The sequence below is a fragment of the Pseudoalteromonas sp. OF5H-5 genome (assembly GCF_021530695.1).
GTDB lineage: Bacteria > Pseudomonadota > Gammaproteobacteria > Enterobacterales > Alteromonadaceae > Pseudoalteromonas.
This window is the reverse complement of sequence record NZ_JAKGBF010000015.1, coordinates 1-22,363: the sequence shown is the minus strand read 5'-3', so window position 1 is coordinate 22,363 and position 22,363 is coordinate 1. Positions and strand designations below refer to the sequence as shown.

At 44.5% G+C, this 22,363-nt stretch carries 17 protein-coding genes and 1 tRNA gene; 15 read left to right on the top strand and 3 right to left on the bottom strand.

The window, feature by feature from the left end; translation table 11 throughout:
- Positions 1 to 14 precede the first annotated feature (14 nt).
- From cysN to cysG, 3 genes are read right to left on the bottom strand one after another with little or no spacing between them, the layout of a single operon-like run.
- A complete protein-coding gene (gene cysN, locus L1271_RS19210; RefSeq protein ID WP_235368564.1) occupies positions 15 to 1,430 on the bottom strand; it encodes a sulfate adenylyltransferase subunit CysN in 1,416 nt (471 codons plus the stop codon).
- Positions 1,430 to 2,329, bottom strand: a complete 900-nt coding sequence (gene cysD, locus L1271_RS19205; protein ID WP_010376235.1) for a sulfate adenylyltransferase subunit CysD — start codon at positions 2,327 to 2,329, stop codon at positions 1,430 to 1,432. Before cysD ends, cysN begins: the two co-directional genes overlap by 1 nt.
- Before the next feature lie 42 nt (positions 2,330 to 2,371).
- Positions 2,372 to 3,793: a siroheme synthase CysG gene (gene cysG, locus L1271_RS19200; protein WP_235368563.1), complete on the bottom strand. Its 1,422-nt coding sequence runs from the start codon at positions 3,791 to 3,793 to the stop codon at positions 2,372 to 2,374.
- 663 nt (positions 3,794 to 4,456) lie between these two features.
- On the opposite strand from cysG, the gene deoC reads away from it, so the two are divergent.
- The 15 genes from deoC to L1271_RS19125 all read left to right on the top strand — a co-directional run.
- Positions 4,457 to 5,206 carry a deoxyribose-phosphate aldolase gene (gene deoC / locus L1271_RS19195; protein ID WP_102055951.1) on the top strand — a complete coding sequence of 250 codons (750 nt, stop codon included), beginning with the start codon at positions 4,457 to 4,459 and terminating at the stop codon, positions 5,204 to 5,206.
- The gene (locus L1271_RS19190; protein ID WP_102055952.1) at positions 5,190 to 5,690 is read left to right on the top strand and encodes a hypothetical protein; all 501 of its coding nucleotides are present in this window, start codon (positions 5,190 to 5,192) and stop codon (positions 5,688 to 5,690) included. The genes deoC and L1271_RS19190 overlap by 17 nt, the downstream gene beginning before the upstream one ends.
- A gap of 96 nt (positions 5,691 to 5,786) precedes the next feature.
- Positions 5,787 to 5,863 (top strand) — tRNA-Trp (locus tag L1271_RS19185).
- A 133-nt stretch (positions 5,864 to 5,996) separates the two neighbouring features.
- Positions 5,997 to 6,374 (top strand): preprotein translocase subunit SecE, encoded by a 378-nt coding sequence (gene secE / locus L1271_RS19180; protein WP_010376231.1) that lies wholly within the window; start codon positions 5,997 to 5,999, stop codon positions 6,372 to 6,374.
- A gap of 4 nt (positions 6,375 to 6,378) precedes the next feature.
- Complete coding sequence (nusG, locus tag L1271_RS19175; protein ID WP_010376230.1) at positions 6,379 to 6,936, top strand: transcription termination/antitermination protein NusG; 558 nt, start codon at positions 6,379 to 6,381, stop codon at positions 6,934 to 6,936.
- A gap of 167 nt (positions 6,937 to 7,103) precedes the next feature.
- The gene (gene rplK / locus L1271_RS19170; protein WP_010376229.1) at positions 7,104 to 7,532 is read left to right on the top strand and encodes a 50S ribosomal protein L11; all 429 of its coding nucleotides are present in this window, start codon (positions 7,104 to 7,106) and stop codon (positions 7,530 to 7,532) included.
- 6 nt (positions 7,533 to 7,538) lie between these two features.
- The gene (gene rplA / locus L1271_RS19165; protein WP_010376228.1) at positions 7,539 to 8,243 is read left to right on the top strand and encodes a 50S ribosomal protein L1; all 705 of its coding nucleotides are present in this window, start codon (positions 7,539 to 7,541) and stop codon (positions 8,241 to 8,243) included.
- Positions 8,244 to 8,580: 337 nt separating this feature from the next.
- Complete coding sequence (gene rplJ, locus L1271_RS19160) at positions 8,581 to 9,075, top strand: 50S ribosomal protein L10 (RefSeq protein ID WP_010376227.1); 495 nt, start codon at positions 8,581 to 8,583, stop codon at positions 9,073 to 9,075.
- 71 nt (positions 9,076 to 9,146) lie between these two features.
- The gene (gene rplL, locus L1271_RS19155; protein WP_070982798.1) at positions 9,147 to 9,509 is read left to right on the top strand and encodes a 50S ribosomal protein L7/L12; all 363 of its coding nucleotides are present in this window, start codon (positions 9,147 to 9,149) and stop codon (positions 9,507 to 9,509) included.
- Between the two features lie 350 nt (positions 9,510 to 9,859).
- Positions 9,860 to 13,885, top strand: coding sequence for a DNA-directed RNA polymerase subunit beta (gene rpoB / locus L1271_RS19150; RefSeq protein WP_102055954.1), 4,026 nt, complete (start codon positions 9,860 to 9,862; stop codon positions 13,883 to 13,885).
- Positions 13,886 to 13,994: 109 nt separating this feature from the next.
- Positions 13,995 to 18,176, top strand: coding sequence for a DNA-directed RNA polymerase subunit beta' (gene rpoC / locus L1271_RS19145; protein WP_039494556.1), 4,182 nt, complete (start codon positions 13,995 to 13,997; stop codon positions 18,174 to 18,176).
- A 350-nt stretch (positions 18,177 to 18,526) separates the two neighbouring features.
- Positions 18,527 to 18,901, top strand: coding sequence for a 30S ribosomal protein S12 (gene rpsL, locus L1271_RS19140; protein ID WP_010367657.1), 375 nt, complete (start codon positions 18,527 to 18,529; stop codon positions 18,899 to 18,901).
- Between the two features lie 101 nt (positions 18,902 to 19,002).
- Positions 19,003 to 19,473, top strand: a complete 471-nt coding sequence (rpsG, locus tag L1271_RS19135) for a 30S ribosomal protein S7 (RefSeq protein WP_010376219.1) — start codon at positions 19,003 to 19,005, stop codon at positions 19,471 to 19,473.
- A 27-nt stretch (positions 19,474 to 19,500) separates the two neighbouring features.
- A complete protein-coding gene (gene fusA / locus L1271_RS19130; RefSeq protein WP_102055956.1) occupies positions 19,501 to 21,615 on the top strand; it encodes an elongation factor G in 2,115 nt (704 codons plus the stop codon).
- 57 nt (positions 21,616 to 21,672) lie between these two features.
- The coding region (locus L1271_RS19125; RefSeq protein ID WP_235368562.1) for a GTP-binding protein at positions 21,673 to 22,363 on the top strand (691 nt) is incomplete at its 3' end.

Sequence of the window (22,363 nt, the reverse complement as noted above, 5' to 3'; positions counted from 1 at the left end):
CAGGCTAAATTGCATTATTTTAGCTTCGAAATATCAAGCGCTTGCCAATGAGGGAAGTGCTTGCGAACTAATGCATTAAACTCAATCTCAAATTCACTAAACTGACTTGAGGACGTTGCTGTTGCGGCTTGAACCGTTTCCACCATACCTGCACCTATCGTTAGGTTAGATAGGCGATCAATTAAGATAAACGAGCCGGTTTCACGATTATTTAAATACTCATCCGCAACGACATTTTCTGTCAGCTCGATGGTTACGATAGCAATTTCATTTAATGACAATGAATCGGCTTGGCCGTGCTCAAGTGTATTCACATCGATAGTGTGCTCGATATTTTTCACGATTGCCGCGGTTTTCTTGCTACCCAATTTAAGGTTATAACTTTTACCCAATTGTAGTGGTGTTTCGTGCATCCATACCAGCTTAGCAGTGATCTGATTCGTCACCTGAGCAGTCGACTCTACAGGCACTATCACGTCGCCACGACTCACATCGACTTCATCTGCTAGGGTGATAGTGAATGCTTGTCCGGTTTCCACTTGAGTTAGATTGCCATCAAAAGTCACGAGTTCTTTAATGGTTGAAGTCTTACCTGATGGCAATACTTTAACCGCTTGGCCAACGCTTAAGCTACCAGAGGTTAATGTGCCTTGGAAACCACGAAAGTCTAGATTAGGACGCACAACATATTGCACCGGGAAGCGCGCTTCAAAACCATGATTAGGCTCTGCCGCAGGAGAGTCTTCCAGCAGTTCCAGCAATGGTTTGTCTTGATAATAAGGCGTTTTTTCTGAGCGATTTACAACATTGTCGCCTTTAAGTGCTGACATTGGCACAAAGCGAATATCTCGTACGTTCAGTTGTTCAGCAAATTTCAAATAGTCGGCCTTTATGCGCTCAAATACGGCCTCATCAAAATCAACAATATCCATCTTGTTTATCGCGACAACGAACTGTTTGATACCCAGTGAATCACAAATAAAGCTATGGCGTTTAGTCTGAACTTGGACACCATAACGGGCATCGACAAGAATAATGGCCAAATCACTGGTCGAAGCACCCGTAACCATATTACGGGTGTACTGCTCGTGTCCTGGCGTATCGGCAATAATAAATTTACGCTTCGCAGTTGAGAAATAGCGGTAAGCCACATCAATGGTAATACCTTGCTCACGCTCTGCTTGTAAGCCATCAACAAGTAACGCTAAATCTAGATCTTCACCCGCATTGCCGACTTTTTCATTGTCTTTGTGTAGCGCAGCTAATTGGTCTTCATAGATTTGATGGCTATCGTGCAGCAAACGGCCGATCAGCGTTGATTTACCGTCATCTACGCTGCCGCAGGTCATCATGCGCAACAAACTCTTGTCTTGCTGACGTGCTAAGTAGGTTTCAATGCCTAATTCTTTCACTTCATTTGCTGTTGACATTAGAAATACCCCTCGCGCTTTTTCTTCTCCATTGACCCTGACGAATCGTGATCAATCACTCGTCCTTCACGTTCTGACGACGTAGATAACAACATTTCTTCGATAATTCCGGTAAGTGTATCGGCTTCTGATTCAACAGCCCCCGTTAGTGGGTAACAGCCTAGCGTTCTGAAGCGTACTGATTTCATTTCAGGCACTTCACCTTCTGCAAGTGGCATACGGTCATCATCGACCATAATTAACGTTCCGTTACGCTCGACAACCGGTCTTGGCTTAGATAGGTAAAGTGGCACTATCTCAATACCTTCTTGGTAGATATATTGCCAAATATCGAGCTCTGTCCAGTTTGATAATGGGAAAACTCGAATGCTTTCGCCAGGGTTCACTTGGCCGTTATACGTATTCCATAACTCCGGACGTTGGTTTTTAGGATCCCAGCGATGGTGTTTATCTCTAAATGAGTAAACTCTTTCTTTTGCGCGAGATTTTTCTTCATCACGGCGCGCACCACCAAAAGCCGCATCAAAGCCATATTGATCTAGCGCTTGCTTAAGGCCTTGTGTTTTCATGATATCGGTATGCTTAGATGAACCATGAACAAATGGACTTATGTTCATCTCTAGCCCTTCTGGGTTTTTGTGCACAAGCAGTTCAAATCCATACTCTTTTGCTAATCTATCGCGAAACTCGATCATTTCTCTAAATTTCCAATTGGTATCAACGTGGAGTAGAGGAAAAGGGATCTTCGCAGGGTAGAAAGCCTTACGAGCAAGATGAAGCAGTACCGACGAGTCTTTACCAATCGAGTACAGCATTACCGGGTTTTCAAACTCTGCGGCAACCTCTCGGATGATCTTTATGCTCTCAGCTTCGAGTTGCTGGAGATGGGTTAAAGCCATGATTAATGTCCTACTTATAAATTTAACTATCTGTTACGGTTATTACGCGACTTGCGTAATGGGTTGAGCAAAGCTACTGATTTGATTGTTCTTATTAAACCAAGCTAATTGCTCATGTAATGCTGCTACTTCACCAATAATCAATAGTGCTGGCGACTGAATATCATGCGCAGTAATAGTCTGTGCAAGTTGATCTAATTGTGTTCTTACTACACGCTGAGATTTACGCGTGCCATTCTCAACAATTGCTACAGGTGTATTCGGCGAGCGGCCATGAGCGAGTAATTGCGCCTGAATGTGCGGCGATTTAATCACTCCCATGTATACTGCAAGCGTTTGATTCGCCTTAGCTAAGCCTTCCCAGTCGAGTTCTTGTCCATCTTGCTTGCAATGCCCAGTCACAAATTGAATAGCTTGAGCATGATCTCTATGAGTTAATGGAATACCAGCGTATGCGCTACATCCTGCAGCAGCAGTAATGCCCGGAACGATTTGATATTTAACGCTATTTTCGGCCAACACTTGCACTTCTTCGCCACCGCGACCATAAATAAATGGGTCGCCGCCTTTTATCCTACAAACCTTTTTACCTTGTTTGGCTAAGTCAACCAAAATCTCGTTGGTGTGTTCTTGTTTAACACTATGATTACCGGCTTTTTTGCCCACGCAGATTAAATCAGCGTCACGACGTACAAGATCCATTATTTCGTCAGATACCAGATAATCATACACTACCACATCGGCTTGTTGCATTAGTTGTAATGCCTTAAGCGTCAGTAGCTCAGGGTCGCCAGGACCCGCACCGACGACATAAACTTCGCCTTCAGGGGAGGGAGTGCTTTCTAGCATGGCTTCAAGTTGAATTTGTGCATTTTCATTGTTACCAGCTTGTACTTCACTTACCACATTTGAATCAAAGACAGATTCCCAAAACTGACGGCGGTCAGCAAAGTGTTTAAAGTGCGCTTTCACTTTATGTCTGAATTGACCGACAAGTGTTGCCAGCGGACCTATATGCTGTGGAATAAGGGTTTCTAACTTCTCTCGTAATCGTCTTGCAAGGACGGGCGCAGTTCCAGCACTGGATATGGCAATCGTTATAGGGTTTCTATCCACGATTGAAGGAAAAATAAAATTACACTTTGGTTGGTCGTCGACTACGTTAACGAAAAGGTTACGGGCTTCAGCAAGCTCTGCTACCTCTGCATTTACGGCCTCAATATCCGTTGCCGCAACGACTAACATGGCATTATCTAGGTCTGATGCATCAAATGGCTTATGTCGAAGTGCAACGCTTGCATCCGCTGCTAGTGATAAAAGCTCAGTGCAAAACTCAGGTGAAACCAAAGTGACTGCTGCATTGGCTTTCAAAAAGGCGCGGCACTTTCTCAGCGCAACTTCACCACCACCTACAATCAATACAGGTTTATTTTCTAGTTTGGTAAAAATTGGCAAGTATTGCACGATAACCTCTGCTAAACATCACGACGGTTGATATCAATATTGATTGATATCAGTAATAGAGCGCAGCATATAGAGTTGCAAATGTGGGAAAAAATAATTTAAACCGACTCCATATAACCAAAAGTTATAAAAAAACCAGTTAAATGTAATTTTCTTTTTGTTTCATGTGGTTAACTTAAGTTTTTGCTGTGATTTGACGATTATAGTGTTTGGTTATGAGATATTCATTTAATGAACAATAGTAAAAACCGCGTCCGACAGGTAATTGTATGCGGACATTTGTCCTATTGTTGGTCCTGCTGTATGCATTTAACTAGGGTCTGTTGACCTTTGCTGTTTGATTTTTGTTCTTCTGAGTGGGTTTTGGTCGCGGCGCTCAATTTGCCGCCTAGTAATCTAGGCAAAAGTTGAGCAACAATGAACAAAGCGCACTCAGGTGAACCCAAAGGGCAGCGCTTGATTGGCATTTTTCTGTGTTGCCCCACAAGGATGTGGGGTAAGGTGACTTTGCAGGAGCACAAAGTCTTTATCGCCTAGCTCACATAGAGCAACTATGCTACGCAGGCTCTGCCTTGTATAAATACCAATCAAGTTGCTGCAAAAACAAACTTGAAAGATGAACAGGCCCTAGGCTTATTACATAGAATGAAAAGGAACACGGTAATGACTTTACAATCTGATGCTCGGTTGTCGCTGAGTTTAATGGATTTAACCTCTTTGAAAGAGGACGATACGCCGGCAAGTATTCTCGCATTATTGAATAGCATTAACCCTGATATTGGACTACCAGCGGCGATTTGTGTGTATCCGCAGTTTGTGATGTTAGTAAAAGAAGAGTTGGAAAAGCGTGAGTGGCCGCAGATAAAAGTGGCAACGGTGACCAACTTCCCATCTGGAGAACAAAAGCTCCAGCAGGTCGTTGCACAAACTCATTCAGCAATCGCAGATGGTGCCGACGAAATTGATCTTGTGCTTCCTTATCAGCAGCTGATGGCGGGTGACCCAGATACACCTTGGCAATATGTGCATTCAAGCAAGCTTGCTTGTCAAGGTAAAGCAAAGCTCAAGGTCATCATCGAAAGTGGCGTATTGGCTAAACCAAAGCTCATTGCGGAAGCCGCGCAGCTTGCCATTATGGCGGGCGCGGACTTTGTTAAAACAAGTACAGGAAAGGTTGCTGTCAATGCTACACCTGAAGCGGCTGAAGTTATCCTTAAGACAATCAAAAGCAGCGGTAAATCGGTTGGATTTAAAGCGGCCGGTGGAGTAAAGTCAGTAGTTGAAGCACAGCGATATTTACGATTGGCTGAAGAAATTATGGGGGCCGAGTGGCTCAATGCCAAGAATTTTAGATTCGGTGCTTCAAGCTTATTGAGTGATGTAGCAGTGGTTGTGAATGGACAGAGCGAGTGAAGCAGAAAAAATAAAACTTGAGCATGACGCGGCTAAACTGTTTTTACGCAGTTATGAAAAGCAGTTTGCAGTGCATATGCGCCATATTTGGCACAATGAGCCCAATAAACCGGACGTCAGTTGTTATCAAGGAAAAATACAGCTTGATATAGAAATAGCCCATTTTTATGCAAGTGAGAAAGAAGCGATGGCTGTGCTTGGACGTCAGCTGTCTCTCTCCACGCAAAGAGAGCTGGCGGCAATGAGTCAAGCCGCTGACTCCGATCAACTGAGTATCGGCTTACAGCGGCTGCTCAATCAAAAAGCCAAAAAATACTATGATTCACAACGTGTTTGGTTGTTAATTCGAAATGCTAGCCCCATCTATCATCTTGATGATTTTAAGCGCTTAAAAGCCACTTGGGAGATCCCTGATTGTCATCCATTTGAGCAAGTTTGGGTGCTTTGTGATTTTTATCACGGAGATTTATTGCGTCTTTTCTGAAGACGTCGTAAAACCAAGTTTAGATTAAATGTTACTTTGCATATCTTTTACACTTGTTTTCGTTTGCTTCGTCAGTATAATGGGCATCCACTTTGCAGGGGCGTAGTTCCAATTGGTAGAACAGCGGTCTCCAAAACCGATGGTTGCGGGTTCGAGTCCTGCCGCCCCTGCCAATTCAGCAACAAGTCCACATTTAAAATAACGTGACCCAAAACCACTTAAGTCGCTTATTTGTAAATTTGGATTGAATGGATTTACCCTGTTCTATGCGGGGTTGTTGTGTCTGTATTTAAGGTAAAATTGATTATGAGCACTAATGTTGAAAACTCGTCAAGCTCGATGGACACGGTAAAGTGGCTAGCTGCTATTGCACTTCTAACTGGTGCCGTAGTTGGTAATTATCTATATGCCGATTTATCTGTTTTAGTACGCGCTGTTGGCGTAGTTGCAGCTATCGCTGCGGCTTTGGGCATTTTGGTAACGACTGAAAAAGGCCGTACCTTTATCGCTTTTGCTAAAGAATCACGTATTGAAGTACGTAAAGTTATCTGGCCAACGCGTCAGGAAGCGACTCACACTACTTTCATCGTGATCATTGCAACGGTGATTATGGCATTAATCCTATGGGGATTAGATGGTATACTTTTCCGTGCAGTAGGCTTTTTAACTGGATTGGAGATCTGATCCCATGTCGGATGAGAACAAAGAAAAGAAATTACGTTGGTACGTGATCCAAGCGTTTTCGGGTTTTGAAAAACGCGTAGCACAAACCATTATCGAGCATATTAAAATCGAAGGGTTAGAAGACCTATTCGGTGAGATCCTTGTGCCGACTGAAGAAGTGGTTGAAATGCGTGCAGGTCAGAAACGTAAATCTGAGCGTAAATTCTTCCCTGGCTATGTATTAGTTCAAATGGTAATGGACGATGCGTCTTGGCACTTGGTGAATAGTACACCGCGTGTAATGGGCTTTGTTGGTGGTACGTCAGACCGTCCTGCACCAATCAGTCAAAAAGAAGCGGATCGTATTCTTAACCGTCTGCAAGAAAATGCTGAAGCACCGAAACCTGCTACTTTATTTGAGCCGGGTGAAGTGGTTCGTGTTACAGATGGTCCATTTGCTGACTTCAACGGTGTGGTTGAAGAAGTGGATTACGAAAAGAGTCGCCTGAAAGTTTCGGTACTTATTTTCGGTCGTTCAACGCCTGTAGATCTAGAATTTGGTCAGGTTGAGAAAGACAAATAAATTCTAACTTGAAAAAGTTGTCAAAGGCCGCTGATTAATCTATAATCAGCGGCCTTTTTGTTGTACGCAAAAATATGCGGCAAAAAGACTGAATTTTTTAACTGGGAAGCCGTTTGAGTACGCGTCCTCACGCGCACGAGGCAAAGACCCACAATTGAGGTATTATCATGGCTAAGAAAGTTGAAGCTCTAATCAAGCTACAAGTTGCTGCTGGTATGGCTAACCCTAGTCCTCCAGTAGGTCCTGCACTAGGTCAACACGGTGTAAACATCATGGAATTCTGTAAAGCGTTCAACGCACGTACAGAGTCTATCGAAAAAGGCGCACCTGTTCCTGTTGTTATTTCTGTTTACAGTGACCGTTCTTTCACTTTTGAAATGAAGACTCCACCTGCGGCATACCTTCTTAAGAAGGCTGCTGGTATCAAGTCTGGTTCTGGTCGTCCTAACACTGAAAAAGTTGGTACAGTTACTCGTGCTCAACTTGAAGAGATCGTTGAGACGAAACGTCCAGATCTTACTGCTGCTGATATGGACGCAGCTGTACGCACGATTGCAGGTTCTGCACGTGCAATGGGCTTGAACGTAGAGGAGTAATTGAGAATGGCTAAATTAACTAAGCGTATGCGTACTATCCGCGAGAAAGTGGATGCGACTAAAGAGTACGAAATCAACGAAGCTGTTGCTCTTCTAAAAGAACTTGCTACTGCTAAGTTCGTTGAAAGTGTTGACGTTGCTGTAAACCTAGGTATTGATGCTCGTAAATCTGACCAAAACGTACGTGGTGCAACTGTACTACCTCACGGTACTGGTCGTGATGTACGCGTAGCGGTATTCACTCAAGGTGCAAATGCTGAAGCTGCTAAAGAAGCTGGTGCTGATTTAGTAGGTATGGAAGACCTTGCAGAGCAAGTTAAGAAAGGCGAAATGAACTTTGACGTTGTTGTTGCTTCTCCAGATGCAATGCGCGTTGTTGGTCAGCTAGGTCAAATCCTAGGTCCACGTGGTCTTATGCCTAACCCTAAGACAGGTACTGTAACGCCTAACGTTGCAGAAGCTGTTAAGAACGCTAAAGCTGGTCAGGTTCGTTACCGTAACGATAAGAACGGTATCATCCACACTACTATCGGTAAAGTAGACTTTGACGCTAACCAACTTCAAGAAAACCTTGAAGCGCTAATCATCGCGCTTAAGAAGGCTAAGCCTTCTACTGCAAAAGGTACTTTCGTGAAGAAAGTAAGCATCTCTACTACGATGGGTGCTGGTGTTGCTTTAGACCAAGCTACTCTAAATACTCAAGTAGTATAATTTAGAGTTTAGCGTTTACATGGCGTAAAAATTAGACTATAATTTTGCGCCATTTTGTAGAGAAGTGTGCTTCTTTACAAAGCAAAGAATTCGGGTTGAAGCGTATAATTTCGAAAATTGTTTCCATCATGGTCTACAATGAATCGATAAATTGCGCTTCCGTCCAAGACCGTAGGTGGCTTCGGCCTTAATCGTCCTACGTAGACGGTGTGAATCCCAGCTAGATTTTCCTAATCTTCTGGCTCTCGCCGTAAAAAGCATCTCTGCTAAAGTTTTTAGCAGGGTAGAGTAGAACTGAAAAACGTGTTTGTTTTTCTATAAACCAGGAGTAACACCCATGGCTTTAAATCTTCAAGACAAAAAAGCAATTGTTGCTGAAGTCAACGAAGCTGCCAAAGGTGCTCTTTCAGCAGTTGTTGCTGATTCTCGTGGTGTAACAGTAGGTGCAATCACTGCTCTTCGTAAAGAAGCTCGTGAAGCTGGTGTATGGATGAAAGTTGTTCGTAACACCCTAGCTAGACGTGCGGTAGAAGGCACTGATTACGAATGCCTAAATGAATCACTAGTTGGTCCAAGCCTAATCGCTTTCTCTTCAGAGCACCCTGGTGCTGCTGCGCGTATCTTTGCAGATTTCGCGAAAAAGAACGAAGCATTTGAGCTTAAAACTGCTGCATTCGAAGGCAAAATCGTTGACGTAGATATGCTTGCTAAGCTACCTACTTACGACGAAGCTGTTGCACGCTTAATGAGCGCTATGAAAGAAGCGTCTGCTGGCAAATTGTGTAAAACAATTGAAGCGGTACGTGTACAGAAAGCTGAGCAAGCTGCTTAATTTAAGCAACGCTCCTTTCTTTAATAAATTTTTTGAACCGCATGGGTTCGTAAATAATTAGGAAATTTGAAATGTCTGTAACTAAAGACCAAATCCTTGACGCTATTGCTGAAATGTCAGTAATGGAAGTTGTTGAACTAGTTGAAGCTATGGAAGAGAAGTTCGGTGTAACTGCAGCTGCTGCTGTTGTTGCTGCTGGTCCTGCTGAAGCTGCTGAAGAAAAGACTGAGTTCGACGTAATCCTAGCTGCTGCTGGCGGTAACAAAGTTGCTGCAATCAAAGCGGTACGTGGCGCAACAGGTCTAGGCCTTAAAGAAGCTAAAGCGCTAGTTGAGTCTGCTCCTGCACCTATCAAAGAAGGTGTATCTAAGGAAGAAGCTGAAGCGCTTAAGAAAGATCTTGAAGAAGCTGGTGCTGAAGTTGAGATCAAGTAATCTAGCTCCCGCTAGGTTCGCTGCCTGAGAAATCAGGCAAGGGCTGGTGATTATTTAATCACCGGCCCTTTTGCGCTATAGAGATATGCATTTCTATCGTGCATAAATCTTCGAATTTCACTGTAATTTTCAATAACTTAGAAGTTTTTGTTGAAAATCGCAATGGCATTTGAAGTAACACTAATTTGATGACATTAACGATTTGAATATAGCCTGAATTGTGCTCATTTAAGCCGTTAGTTAAGCAAGTTAGTGTGACAATTTAGATGTTGTTATCATGGCTTAGATGCCAGTGAAGTCTGTTCAATTTTGGACAGGTTGGGTCAAAGATCAGCAAGCTGAGGAACCCCATGGCTTACTCTTATTCTGAAAAGAAACGTATCCGTAAGGATTTTGGTAAACGTCCACAGGTTTTGGACATACCTTTCCTACTGCAAATGCAGTTGGAATCGTTCGATAAGTTCATTGCGCCTGATGCCGATGGCGATACTGGATTGGAAGCTGCTTTCCGTTCTGTATTCCCTATCAAGAGCTACTCGGGCAATTCTGAACTTCAATACGTCAGTTATCGTATTGGCGAGCCAGTATTTGACGTTAAAGAATGTCAAATTCGCGGTGTGACATATTCTGCTCCACTTCGCGTTAAACTACGTCTTGTGCTAATGGACAAAGATGCACCTGGCACAGTCAAAGACATAAAAGAGCAAGAAGTTTACATGGGCGAAATCCCGCTCATGACAGACACCGGTACTTTTGTAATCAATGGTACTGAGCGTGTTATCGTTTCTCAGCTACACCGTTCACCTGGTGTATTCTTTGATAACGACCGTGGTAAATCACACTCATCTGGTAAAGTGTTATATAACGCACGTGTGATCCCTTACCGTGGTTCATGGCTTGACTTTGAATTCGACGTTAAAGATAACCTTTACGTTCGTATTGACCGTCGCCGTAAACTACCAGCATCTATCATCTTACGTGCGCTAGAGTTCACTTCAGACGAAATCTTGGCACTATTTTTTGAAACGACAAGTTTCGAAGTAAAAGATGGCAAAGTGTTGATGGAACTTGTGCCTTCACGCCTACGTGGTGAAACCGCTGCATTTGATATTAAAGATGCAAACGGTGACGTATTGGTTGAAAAAGGCCGTCGTATTACTGCACGCCACATTAAGAGCATCGAAAAGCAAGGCATCGACACTCTTGAAGTACCGCATGAGTACATCATCGGTCGTGTTGTTGCTAAAAACTATATCGACGAATCAACAGGCGAAGTGATTGCAGAAGCGAACTCTGAACTATCACTAGAGCTTATGGCTGAATTGGTGAAGGCAGGTCACTCAAAGATCGATACGCTTTACATCAACGAAGTAGACAGCGGTGCGTACATGTCAGAGACATTACGTGTTGATTCTACTAACAATCGCCTAGAAGCATTGGTAGAAATCTATCGCATGATGCGCCCTGGTGAGCCACCAACAAAAGAAGCTGCAGAAGCGTTATTTGATAACCTATTCTTCTCTGAAGAGCGCTACGACCTTTCAACCGTTGGTCGTATGAAGTTCAATAGCCGTGTTGGTTATGATTCAGACGAAGGTGACGGTACACTATCTAAAGAAGATATCGTGAGCGTGATGAAGGTATTGATCGACATCCGTAACGGTAAAGGCGATGTTGATGACATCGACCACTTAGGTAACCGTCGTATCCGTTCTGTAGGTGAAATGGCTGAAAACCAATTCCGTGTAGGTCTTGTACGTGTTGAGCGTGCGGTACGTGAGCGTCTAAGTCTTGGTGACCTAGATAACGTTATGCCACAGGATTTGATCAACGCTAAGCCAATCTCTGCAGCAGTAAAAGAATTCTTTGGTTCTTCACAGCTTTCACAGTTTATGGACCAGAACAACCCGCTTTCAGAAGTAACGCACAAGCGTCGTATTTCTGCATTAGGTCCGGGTGGTCTAACTCGTGAGCGTGCTGGCTTCGAAGTACGTGACGTACACGTAACGCACTACGGTCGTGTTTGTCCTATCGAAACGCCTGAAGGTCCAAACATCGGTCTAATCAACTCGCTATCTACTTACGCGCGTACAAACGACTATGGTTTCTTAGAGACTCCATACCGCAAAGTAGTAGACGGTATCGTTACTGACGATGTTGATTACCTATCAGCAATTGAAGAAGGTCAGTTCGTTATCGCACAGGCGAATACAACGCTAACTGATGACAACCAATTTGCTGAAGAATTGATTCCATGTCGTTTTAAAGGTGAATCAACCTTTATGCCAAGCGACAGCATCCAGTATATGGACGTATCTCCACAGCAGGTAATCTCTGTGGCTGCAGCGCTTATCCCATTCCTAGAACACGATGACGCGAACCGCGCATTGATGGGATCGAACATGCAACGTCAAGCTGTACCTACACTACGTGCTGATAAGCCGCTAGTTGGTACCGGTATTGAGCGTACACTAGCGAAAGACTCTGGTGTAACAATCGTTGCTAAGCGTGGCGGTATCGTTAAGTATGCTGATGCAAGCCGTATTGTTGTTAACGTTAATGAAGATGAGCGCATCCAAGGTGAAGCGGGCATCGACATCTATAACTTAACTAAGTACACACGTTCAAACCAAAACACTTGTATCAACCAGAAACCAACTTGTATGGTTGGTGAGCCGGTGGTACGTGGTGACGTGCTTGCTGATGGTCCTTCAACAGACCTAGGTGATTTAGCACTTGGTCAGAACCTACGTGTAGCGTTCATGCCTTGGAATGGTTACAACTTCGAGGATTCAATCCTACTTTCAGAGAATGTTGTAAAAGAAGATCGTCTAACGACTATCCACATTCAAGAGCTTCAGTGTATTGCTCGTGATACTAAGCTTGGTCCAGAAGAAATCACTGCGGATATTCCAAACGTAGGTGAATCTGCACTAGGTAAGCTTGACGAATCAGGCGTTGTATATATCGGTGCTGAAGTGAAAGGCGGCGACATCCTTGTAGGTAAAGTAACGCCTAAAGGTGAAACGCAGCTAACACCTGAAGAAAAGCTACTACGCGCTATCTTCGGTGAAAAAGCGTCTGACGTTAAAGACAGCTCACTACGTGTACCAAACTCTGTATCTGGTACGGTTATCGACGTACAAGTGTTTACGCGTGATGGTGTTGAAAAAGACAAACGTGCACTAGAAGTTGAAGATATGCAGCTTCGCGAAGCGAAGAAAGACTTCAACGAAGAGTTCAGAATCCTTGAAGGCGGTATCCTGACTCACGCTCGTAACCTACTGATTAAATCAGGTATGAGTGAAGAGCAGCTTGCTGGCTTTAATACTGAGAAGCTACTAACGCAAAGTCTTGCTGATGAAGAGCATCAAGCAGAGCTTGAGCAACTAGCTGCACAGTATGACGAGCTTAAAGCTGACTACGATAAGCGTTTCGAGAACAAGCGTCGTAAGATCACTCAAGGTGATGACCTAGCGCCTGGCGTACTTAAGATTGTTAAAGTATACCTAGCTGTTAAACGTCGTATTCAACCTGGTGATAAGATGGCGGGTCGTCACGGTAACAAGGGTGTAATCTCAACTATCGTTCCTGTTGAAGACATGCCTTACGATGATAAAGGTCGTACTGTAGATATCGTACTTAACCCGCTGGGTGTACCATCTCGTATGAACATCGGTCAGATCCTAGAAACTCACATGGGTCTAGCTGCTCGTGGTATCGGTGAACGTCTTGAAGAAATGATGAAAGAGCAACGTGAAATTCACGAGCTACGCGAATTCATCAAGAAAGCTTACGAAATCGGTGACTGCCGTCAGAAAGTAGATATTGCTAACTTCTCTGATGATGAAATCCGTCGCTTGGCAGATAACCTTAAAGGTGGTCTTCCAATCGCAACACCAGCATTTGATGGTGCACGTGAAGCTGAAATCAAAGACATGCTAGAGCTTGGTGGTTATCCAAGAAGTGGTCAGGTAACGTTATATGATGGTCGTACTGGTGATGCATTTGAGCGTCAAGTAACAGTAGGCTACATGTACATGCTGAAACTGAACCACCTTGTTGATGACAAGATGCACGCGCGTTCAACAGGTTCTTACAGCCTAGTTACTCAGCAGCCGCTGGGTGGTAAGGCACAGTTCGGTGGTCAGCGTTTCGGTGAGATGGAGGTATGGGCACTAGAAGCATACGGTGCTGCCTACACACTACAAGAAATGTTGACAGTGAAGTCGGATGACGTTAACGGTCGTACTAAGATGTATAAGAACATCGTAGACGGTAACCACAAGATGGAGCCGGGTATGCCTGAGTCGTTCAACGTACTGTTGAAAGAAATCCGCTCGCTAGGTATCAACATCGAGTTGGAAGAAATTTAATCCGACCGCCGCAGTGCGCTGCGGCGTTGCATAACTGCAACCGGACTGAAAAGAATGTAGGGGTGAGCGTGGCTTGCCCTCAAGATTAACCTCCGACAGGAGAGCTAAGGTGAAAGACTTACTTAAGTTTCTGAAGCAACAAAATAAGACCGAAGAATTCGATGCAATTCGCATTGGTCTTGCTTCGCCAGACATGGTGCGTTCATGGTCTTACGGTGAAGTAAAGAAACCTGAGACAATCAACTACCGTACTTTCAAGCCTGAGCGTGATGGCTTATTCTGTGCCCGTATCTTCGGCCCAGTAAAAGATTACGAGTGTTTGTGTGGTAAATACAAGCGCTTGAAGCACCGTGGTGTTATCTGTGAAAAGTGTGGCGTTGAAGTAACGCTAACTAAAGTACGTCGTGACCGTATGGGTCACATCGAGCTGGCTAGCCCAGTTGCGCATATTTGGTTCTTGAAATCACTTCCGTCACGTATCGGTCTAATGCTAGACATGACGCTTCGTGATATCGAGCGCGTACTTTATTTCGAATCATTCGTGGTAACTGAGCCAGGTATGACTACGCTTGAGCGCGGTCAACTACTAGGTGAAGAAGAATACCTAGATGCACTTGAAGAGCACGGTGATGAGTTTGAAGCGAAGATGGGTGCAGAAGCTGTACTTGATCTACTTCGTGACCTAGACCTTGGTCAGTTAATCGCTGAAATGCGTGAAGAGTTGCCAACAATCAACTCTGAAACTAAGCGTAAGAAAATCACTAAGCGTCTTAAACTAATGGAAGCGTTCCACCAATCAGGTAACAACCCTGAGTGGATGGTAATGAGCGTGCTACCGGTTCTTCCACCAGATCTACGTCCGCTAGTACCACTAGACGGCGGTCGTTTTGCGACTTCAGATCTGAACGACCTTTACCGTCGTGTGATTAACCGTAACAACCGTTTGAAGCGTCTTTTAGACCTAGCTGCACCAGACATCATCGTACGTAACGAAAAGCGTATGCTTCAAGAAGCGGTTGATGCGCTACTTGATAATGGTCGTCGTGGCCGTGCAATTACGGGTTCTAACAAGCGTCCACTGAAGTCGCTTGCTGACATGATCAAAGGTAAGCAAGGTCGTTTCCGTCAAAACCTTCTAGGTAAGCGTGTTGACTACTCAGGCCGTTCTGTTATCACCGTTGGTCCTACGCTGAAACTACATCAGTGTGGTCTACCTAAGAAGATGGCACTTGAGCTATTCAAGCCATTTATCTACGGTAAACTAGAGCGCCGTGGTATGGCGACAACCATCAAAGCTGCGAAGAAGATGGTTGAGCGTGAAGTACCAGAAGTTTGGGACGTACTAGACGAAGTTATCCGTGAGCACCCGGTTTTACTTAACCGGGCGCCAACACTTCACCGTCTAGGTATCCAAGCATTCGAACCTGTACTTATCGAAGGTAAAGCGATTCACCTGCACCCGCTAGTGTGTGCGGCGTATAACGCTGACTTCGATGGTGACCAAATGGCTGTTCACGTACCACTGACGCTTGAAGCGCAGTTGGAAGCGCGTGCATTGATGATGTCTACCAACAACATCCTAGCACCAGCTAACGGTGAACCAATCATCGTTCCTTCACAGGACGTTGTACTAGGTCTTTACTACATGACTCGCGATCGTATCAACGGTAAAGGTGAAGGCACTGTATTTAAAGATGCTAAAGAAGCAGAAAAAGCATACCGTGTAGGTGCAGCTGAGCTTCACGCTCGTGTTAAAGTGCGTATCACAGAAGTGACTATCGACGAAGAAACACGTGAGCGCGGCACGTTAACTCACCTAGTAGATACGACAGTAGGTCGTGCAATCCTTTCATTGAATATCCCTGAAGGCTTGCCGTTTGAACTGATCAACAAACCACTAGGTAAGAAACAAATTTCTGGTCTTCTTAACGAGTGTTACCGTCGTCTAGGTCTTAAAGATACTGTTATCTTTGCTGACCAAGTGATGTATACCGGTTTCCACTACGCGATGAAATCAGGTGTTTCTATCGGTATCAATGACATGGTAATCCCACCAACTAAAGGTGAGATCATCGATCGTGCGGAAGCTGAAGTTGCAGAAATCAACCAACAGTTCCAATCAGGTCTTGTAACTGCCGGTGAGAAATACAACAAAGTTATCGATATCTGGTCACGTGTAAACGAAAACCTTTCTCGCGAGATGATGGCTAATCTTTCAAAAGAAACGGTCATCAACGCTGAAGGCAACGAAGAAGAGCAACCGTCATTTAACTCAGTGTTTATGATGGCAGACTCTGGCGCTCGTGGTAGTGCTGCTCAGATCCGTCAGCTAGCGGGTATGCGTGGTCTAATGGCACGTCCAGATGGTTCAATCATCGAAACGCCAATTACAGCGAACTTCCGTGAAGGTCTAAACGTACTACAGTACTTTATCTCGACGCACGGTGCGCGTAAGGGTCTAGCGGATACGGCACTTAAGACAGCGAACTCGGGTTACCTAACTCGTCGTCTAGTAGACGTAGCACAAGATTTGGTTATCAATGAATCAGACTGTGGTACCGAAGAAGGTCTAGTAATGAAGCCGCTAATTGAAGGTGGTGACGTTGTAGAGCCGCTTCGTGAGCGTGTACTAGGTCGTGTTGTTGCTGAAGACGTGGTTAAGCCTGGTACAACAGAAGTACTGGTTGAACGTAACGTAATGATTGACGAAAAACTGTGTGACCTTCTAGAAGAGCACTCAGTAGACGAAGTTAAAGTACGTTCTGTAATCACCTGTCAAAACGACTTTGGTGTGTGTGCACACTGTTATGGTCGTGACTTGGCACGTGGCCACATCATCAACCCTGGTGAAGCAGTTGGTGTAATCGCGGCACAGTCAATCGGTGAGCCGGGTACACAGCTTACGATGCGTACATTCCACATCGGTGGTGCGGCATCACGAGCTTCTGCAGAGAACAGTGTTCAAGTTAAGAACAATGGTAATCTGAAACTTCACAATGCTAAGTTTGTAATCAATGCTGATGGCAAAATCGTTATCACGTCTCGTTCAACTGAGATCACGATAATCGATGAGCACGGTCGTGAGAAAGAGCGTTATAAAGTTCCTTACGGTGCAGTATTAACTGTACAAGATGGTGCTGACGTTAAAGGTAACGATATCGTTGCTACTTGGGACCCGCATAGTCACCCAATCATCATTGAACATGAGTCAAAAGTATCGTTCAGCGATATTGATGATTCAAACACTGAAGCACAGACTGATGAATTAACTGGTCTAACACGTGTGGTTGTTAAGGATCTTGCGAAAGTAAACGCGAAAGAGCCTAAACTAATCATTGAGAACGAAGAACGTGGTCTTCAAGAGATCCGTCTACCTTCATTCACAACGATTGAAATCACAGATGGTGCAACAGTACTACCTGGTTCGGTACTGGCTCGTATTCCACAAGAAGGTTCGAAGACTCGTGACATCACGGGTGGTCTACCTCGAGTTGCTGACCTATTCGAAGCGCGTAAGCCAAAAGATCCTGCAATTCTTGCAGAAATCACAGGTACCGTTAGCTTCGGTAAAGAGACTAAAGGTAAGAAACGTCTTGTGATCACACCGGAAGAGGGTGATGCATACGAAGAGATGATCCCGAAATGGCGTCAGCTTAACGTGTTCGAAGGTGAGCAAGTGGCTAAAGGTGAAGTAATCGCCGATGGTCCAGAGTCTCCGCACGACATCCTACGTCTACGTGGTGTTACTGATGTATCTAACTACATCACTAACGAAGTACAAGAAGTATACCGCCTACAGGGTGTAAAGATTAACGATAAGCACATTGAGACTATCGTTCGTCAGATGCTTCGTAAGTGTATCATCCTTGATGGTGGTGACAGTGAGTTCCTAGTAGGCGAGCAAGCTGAAGTTGCACGTGTAAACATCGCTAACCGTGAACTAGAAATGCAAGGTAAGATCCCAGCTAAGTTTGAAATCCAACTAATGGGTATTACTAAAGCGTCACTTGCGACTGAATCGTTTATTTCTGCGGCATCGTTCCAGGAAACAACACGTGTTCTAACCGAAGCTGCGGTTAACGGTAAGAGCGATGAGCTACGTGGTTTGAAAGAAAACGTAATCGTGGGTCGTTTGATCCCTGCGGGTACAGGTTTCGCATACCATGAAGAGCGTATCAACCGTCGTAAGCAAGGTGAAGCAGCTGTTGAAGAGCAAACAGTAAGTGCTGAAGAGGCAACTCAAGCGCTAACAGACGCACTAAACGCTGATTTACTAGGTGGCAACGAGTAATCCTCGCCATTTAGCTAATTAATTGAAAAACCGCTGTGTGAATGCAGCGGTTTTTTTATGCCTTTTCAACTCGCTGGTCGAATTGCCATCAAAGCGTCACATCAATATGTATACTGCAACAAAGGTTTTTCAATGCAATCGTCAACTTTTGTTAACTTTCAATAGCTTCGCAGACAAAACCATCCGAATTGCATGCATTTACTTAGCGCTGATGACGACTTTTGGTTGACAGGTTAAACTTTGGTCATTAAAATTCGGCCACCCATTTTAGTCGTTCAAGAAAATTGGATTTGACCTAAATGGTAAGATTTTATTTTTCAGTAGTAATTTATTAATTCAGGAGCTATTTAATGGCAACTATTAACCAGCTAGTGCGTAAGCCACGTCGTAGCAAGGTTACAAAGAGCAACTCAGCTGCTCTTAAAGCTTGTCCACAAAAGCGTGGTGTATGTACTCGTGTATATACAACAACACCTAAGAAACCAAACTCTGCATTACGTAAAGTAGCGCGTGTACGTTTAACTAACGGTTTCGAAGTAACTTCATACATTGGTGGTGAAGGTCACAACCTACAAGAGCACAGTGTAATCCTAATCCGTGGTGGTCGTGTTAAAGACTTACCAGGTGTGCGTTTCCACACTGTTCGTGGTGCACTTGACTGTGCAGGCGTAAACGACCGTAGACAGGCTCGTTCTAAGTACGGTGCAAAACGTCCTAAGGGCTAATGGTTCTCCGTTAGTAAGGCCAAGCACTTAAGTTTTAAATTTTTATATATTGTTTTGGGAATCCGTGTTTAGCACGGACCTGAAGATACCGGAGAAAGAAAATGCCTAGAAGACGCGTAATAGGTCAACGTAAAATTCTTCCAGATCCGAAGTTCGGATCAGAGCTTCTTGCTAAATTCGTTAACGTAGTAATGCTTGACGGCAAGAAATCTACTGCTGAAAAAATCGTATATGGTGCGCTAGACGTGGCTGCTGAAAAATCAGGCAAGTCGCACCTAGAAATCTTTGAATCTGCACTTGATAACGTTCGCCCACAGGTAGAGGTTAAATCTCGCCGTGTTGGTGGTTCAACGTACCAAGTACCAGTTGAAGTACGTCCAGTGCGTCGTAACGCACTAGGTATGCGTTGGTTGGTTGAAGCTGCACGTAAGCGTGGCGAGAAATCAATGGGTCTTCGTCTTGCTCAAGAGATGATCGACGCTGCTGAAAACAAAGGCACTGCGGTTAAGAAACGTGAAGACGTTCACCGTATGGCTGAAGCGAACAAAGCATTCGCTCACTACCGTTGGTAATCTGCTAACACCCTTTAAGAGGATATTATGGCACGGACAACTCCGATTGAGCGTTACCGTAACATCGGTATATGCGCTCACGTAGATGCGGGTAAGACAACTACAACCGAACGTGTACTTTTCTATACTGGTCTTTCTCATAAGATTGGTGAAGTACACGACGGCGCCGCAACTATGGACTGGATGGAGCAGGAGCAAGAGCGTGGTATCACGATCACTTCTGCTGCAACAACGTGTTTCTGGAAAGGGATGGATGCTCAGTTTGATGAGCATCGTGTAAACATCATCGATACTCCAGGACACGTAGATTTTACTATCGAAGTAGAGCGTTCATTGCGCGTACTTGATGGTGCTGTTGTTGTGTTATGTGCTTCATCAGGTGTGCAACCGCAAACTGAGACCGTTTGGCGTCAGGCAAATAAATACGAAGTACCACGTATGATTTTCGTCAATAAGATGGATCGTACGGGGGCTAATTTCTTGTCTGTTGTTGAACAAGTTAAAAAACGTCTCGGTGCTACACCTGTGCCTATTCAGCTACCAATTGGTGCTGAAGATGAATTTAAAGGTGTTATTGACCTTATCAAGATGAAAGCGATTAACTGGAATGAAGAAGACCAGGGAATGACTTTCAACTATGAAGAGGTCCCTGCAGATCTTCTTGAGCTTGCTGAAGAATGGCGTTCTCATCTAATTGAGAGCGCTGCAGAAGCTTCTGAAGAGCTAATGGAAAAATATCTTGAAGATGGTGAGTTGAGCGAAGAAGAGATTAAATCAGCCCTTCGTCAACGCACATTGGCCAATGAAATTGTGCCAATGACGACAGGTAGTGCATTCAAGAACAAAGGTGTTCAGGCTGTGCTTGACGCTGTGATTGAATTCATGCCTTCGCCTACTGAAGTAAAAGCTATCCAAGGTGTCTTAGAAGACGAATCCGAAGATACGCGTGAAGCTGACGATAATGCACCGTTTGCGGCGCTTGCATTTAAGATCGCAACCGATCCATTCGTTGGCACACTTACTTTCTTCCGAGTTTACTCTGGTAAAGTTAGCCAAGGTGATTCGGTACTAAATCCTGTTAAAGGTAAAAAAGAGCGTTTTGGACGTATTGTTCAAATGCACTCAAACTCGCGTGAAGAGATTAAAGAAGTTCATGCGGGTGACATCGCGGCTGCTATCGGCCTAAAAGATGTAACTACTGGTGATACACTTTGTGCTCAAGAAGCGCCAATTACGTTAGAGCGTATGGAGTTTCCTGAGCCTGTAATCTCGGTCGCAGTAGAACCTAAAACAGTAGCTGACCAAGAAAAAATGGGCGTTGCGCTTGGTAAACTTGCAGCAGAAGATCCTTCATTCCGTGTAGAAACGGACGAAGAATCGGGTCAGACGATTATCTCTGGTATGGGTGAACTTCACTTAGATATCATTGTCGATCGGATGAAGCGTGAGTTTAACGTTGTCTGTAACGTTGGTAAGCCTCAGGTTGCATACCGCGAAACTATCCGAGCTTCTGTTGAAGCTGAAGGTAAGTTTGTGCGCCAATCTGGTGGTCGTGGTCAATATGGTCACGTTTGGTTGAAGCTAGAACCAATGGATGTCTCTGATGATGATGCGCCAATATACGAATTCGTTAACGAAATCGTAGGTGGTACAGTACCAAAAGAGTATATCCCAGCGGTTGATAAAGGTATTCAAGAGCAGATGAAGCAAGGTGTTCTTGCCGGTTATCCGCTATTGGGTGTTAAAGCTACTCTGTTTGATGGCTCGTTCCACGATGTTGACTCAAACGAGATGGCGTTTAAGATCGCAGGTTCGATGGGCTTTAGAAAGGGCGCGCTTGAAGCAAGTCCGGTTCTACTTGAGCCTGTCATGAAAGTAGAAGTAATCACCCCTGAAGAAAACATGGGTGATGTAGTAGGCGACTTAAACCGTCGTCGTGGCATAATTGAAGGCATGGAAGAAGCATTTGGTGGCTCGAAGCAAATTAATGCTCAGGTACCGCTTTCTGAAATGTTTGGTTATGCAACAGACTTACGCTCCGCTACACAAGGGCGCGCATCATACTCTATGGAATTCCTAAAGTATGCTGAAGCGGCTAAAAACGTAGCTGATGCAATAATTGCAGCTCGCGCTGTTAAGTAATTTTAGTTCGGTCCGGTCTTAGGGCTGGACTTTAATTTCTTTATAGGAAATTTGAAAATGGCAAAAGAAAAGTTTGAACGCGTAAAACCGCACGTAAACGTAGGTACAATCGGCCACGTTGACCACGGTAAAACAACTCTAACTGCAGCAATCACTAACGTACTTGCAAAAGTATACGGTGGTGAAGCAAAAGACTTCGCATCAATCGATAACGCTCCAGAAGAGCGTGAGCGTGGTATCACAATCTCAACTTCACACGTTGAGTATGACACACCAACTCGTCACTATGCACACGTAGACTGTCCAGGACACGCTGACTATGTTAAAAACATGATCACAGGTGCTGCACAGATGGACGGCGCGATCCTAGTAGTTGCAGCTACTGACGGTCCTATGCCTCAAACACGTGAGCACATCCTACTTTCTCGTCAGGTTGGTGTACCTTACATCATCGTATTCATGAACAAATGTGACATGGTTGACGACGAAGAGCTACTAGAGCTAGTAGAGATGGAAGTTCGTGAGCTACTTTCTGAGTACGACTTCCCAGGTGATGACCTACCACTAATCCAAGGTTCAGCGCTTAAAGCACTAGAAGGCGAAGAGCAGTGGGAAGCGAAGATCGTTGAGCTTGCAGAAGCACTAGATTCTTACATCCCAGAGCCAGAGCGTGACATCGATAAGCCATTCATCATGCCTATCGAAGACGTATTCTCAATCCAGGGTCGTGGTACAGTAGTAACAGGCC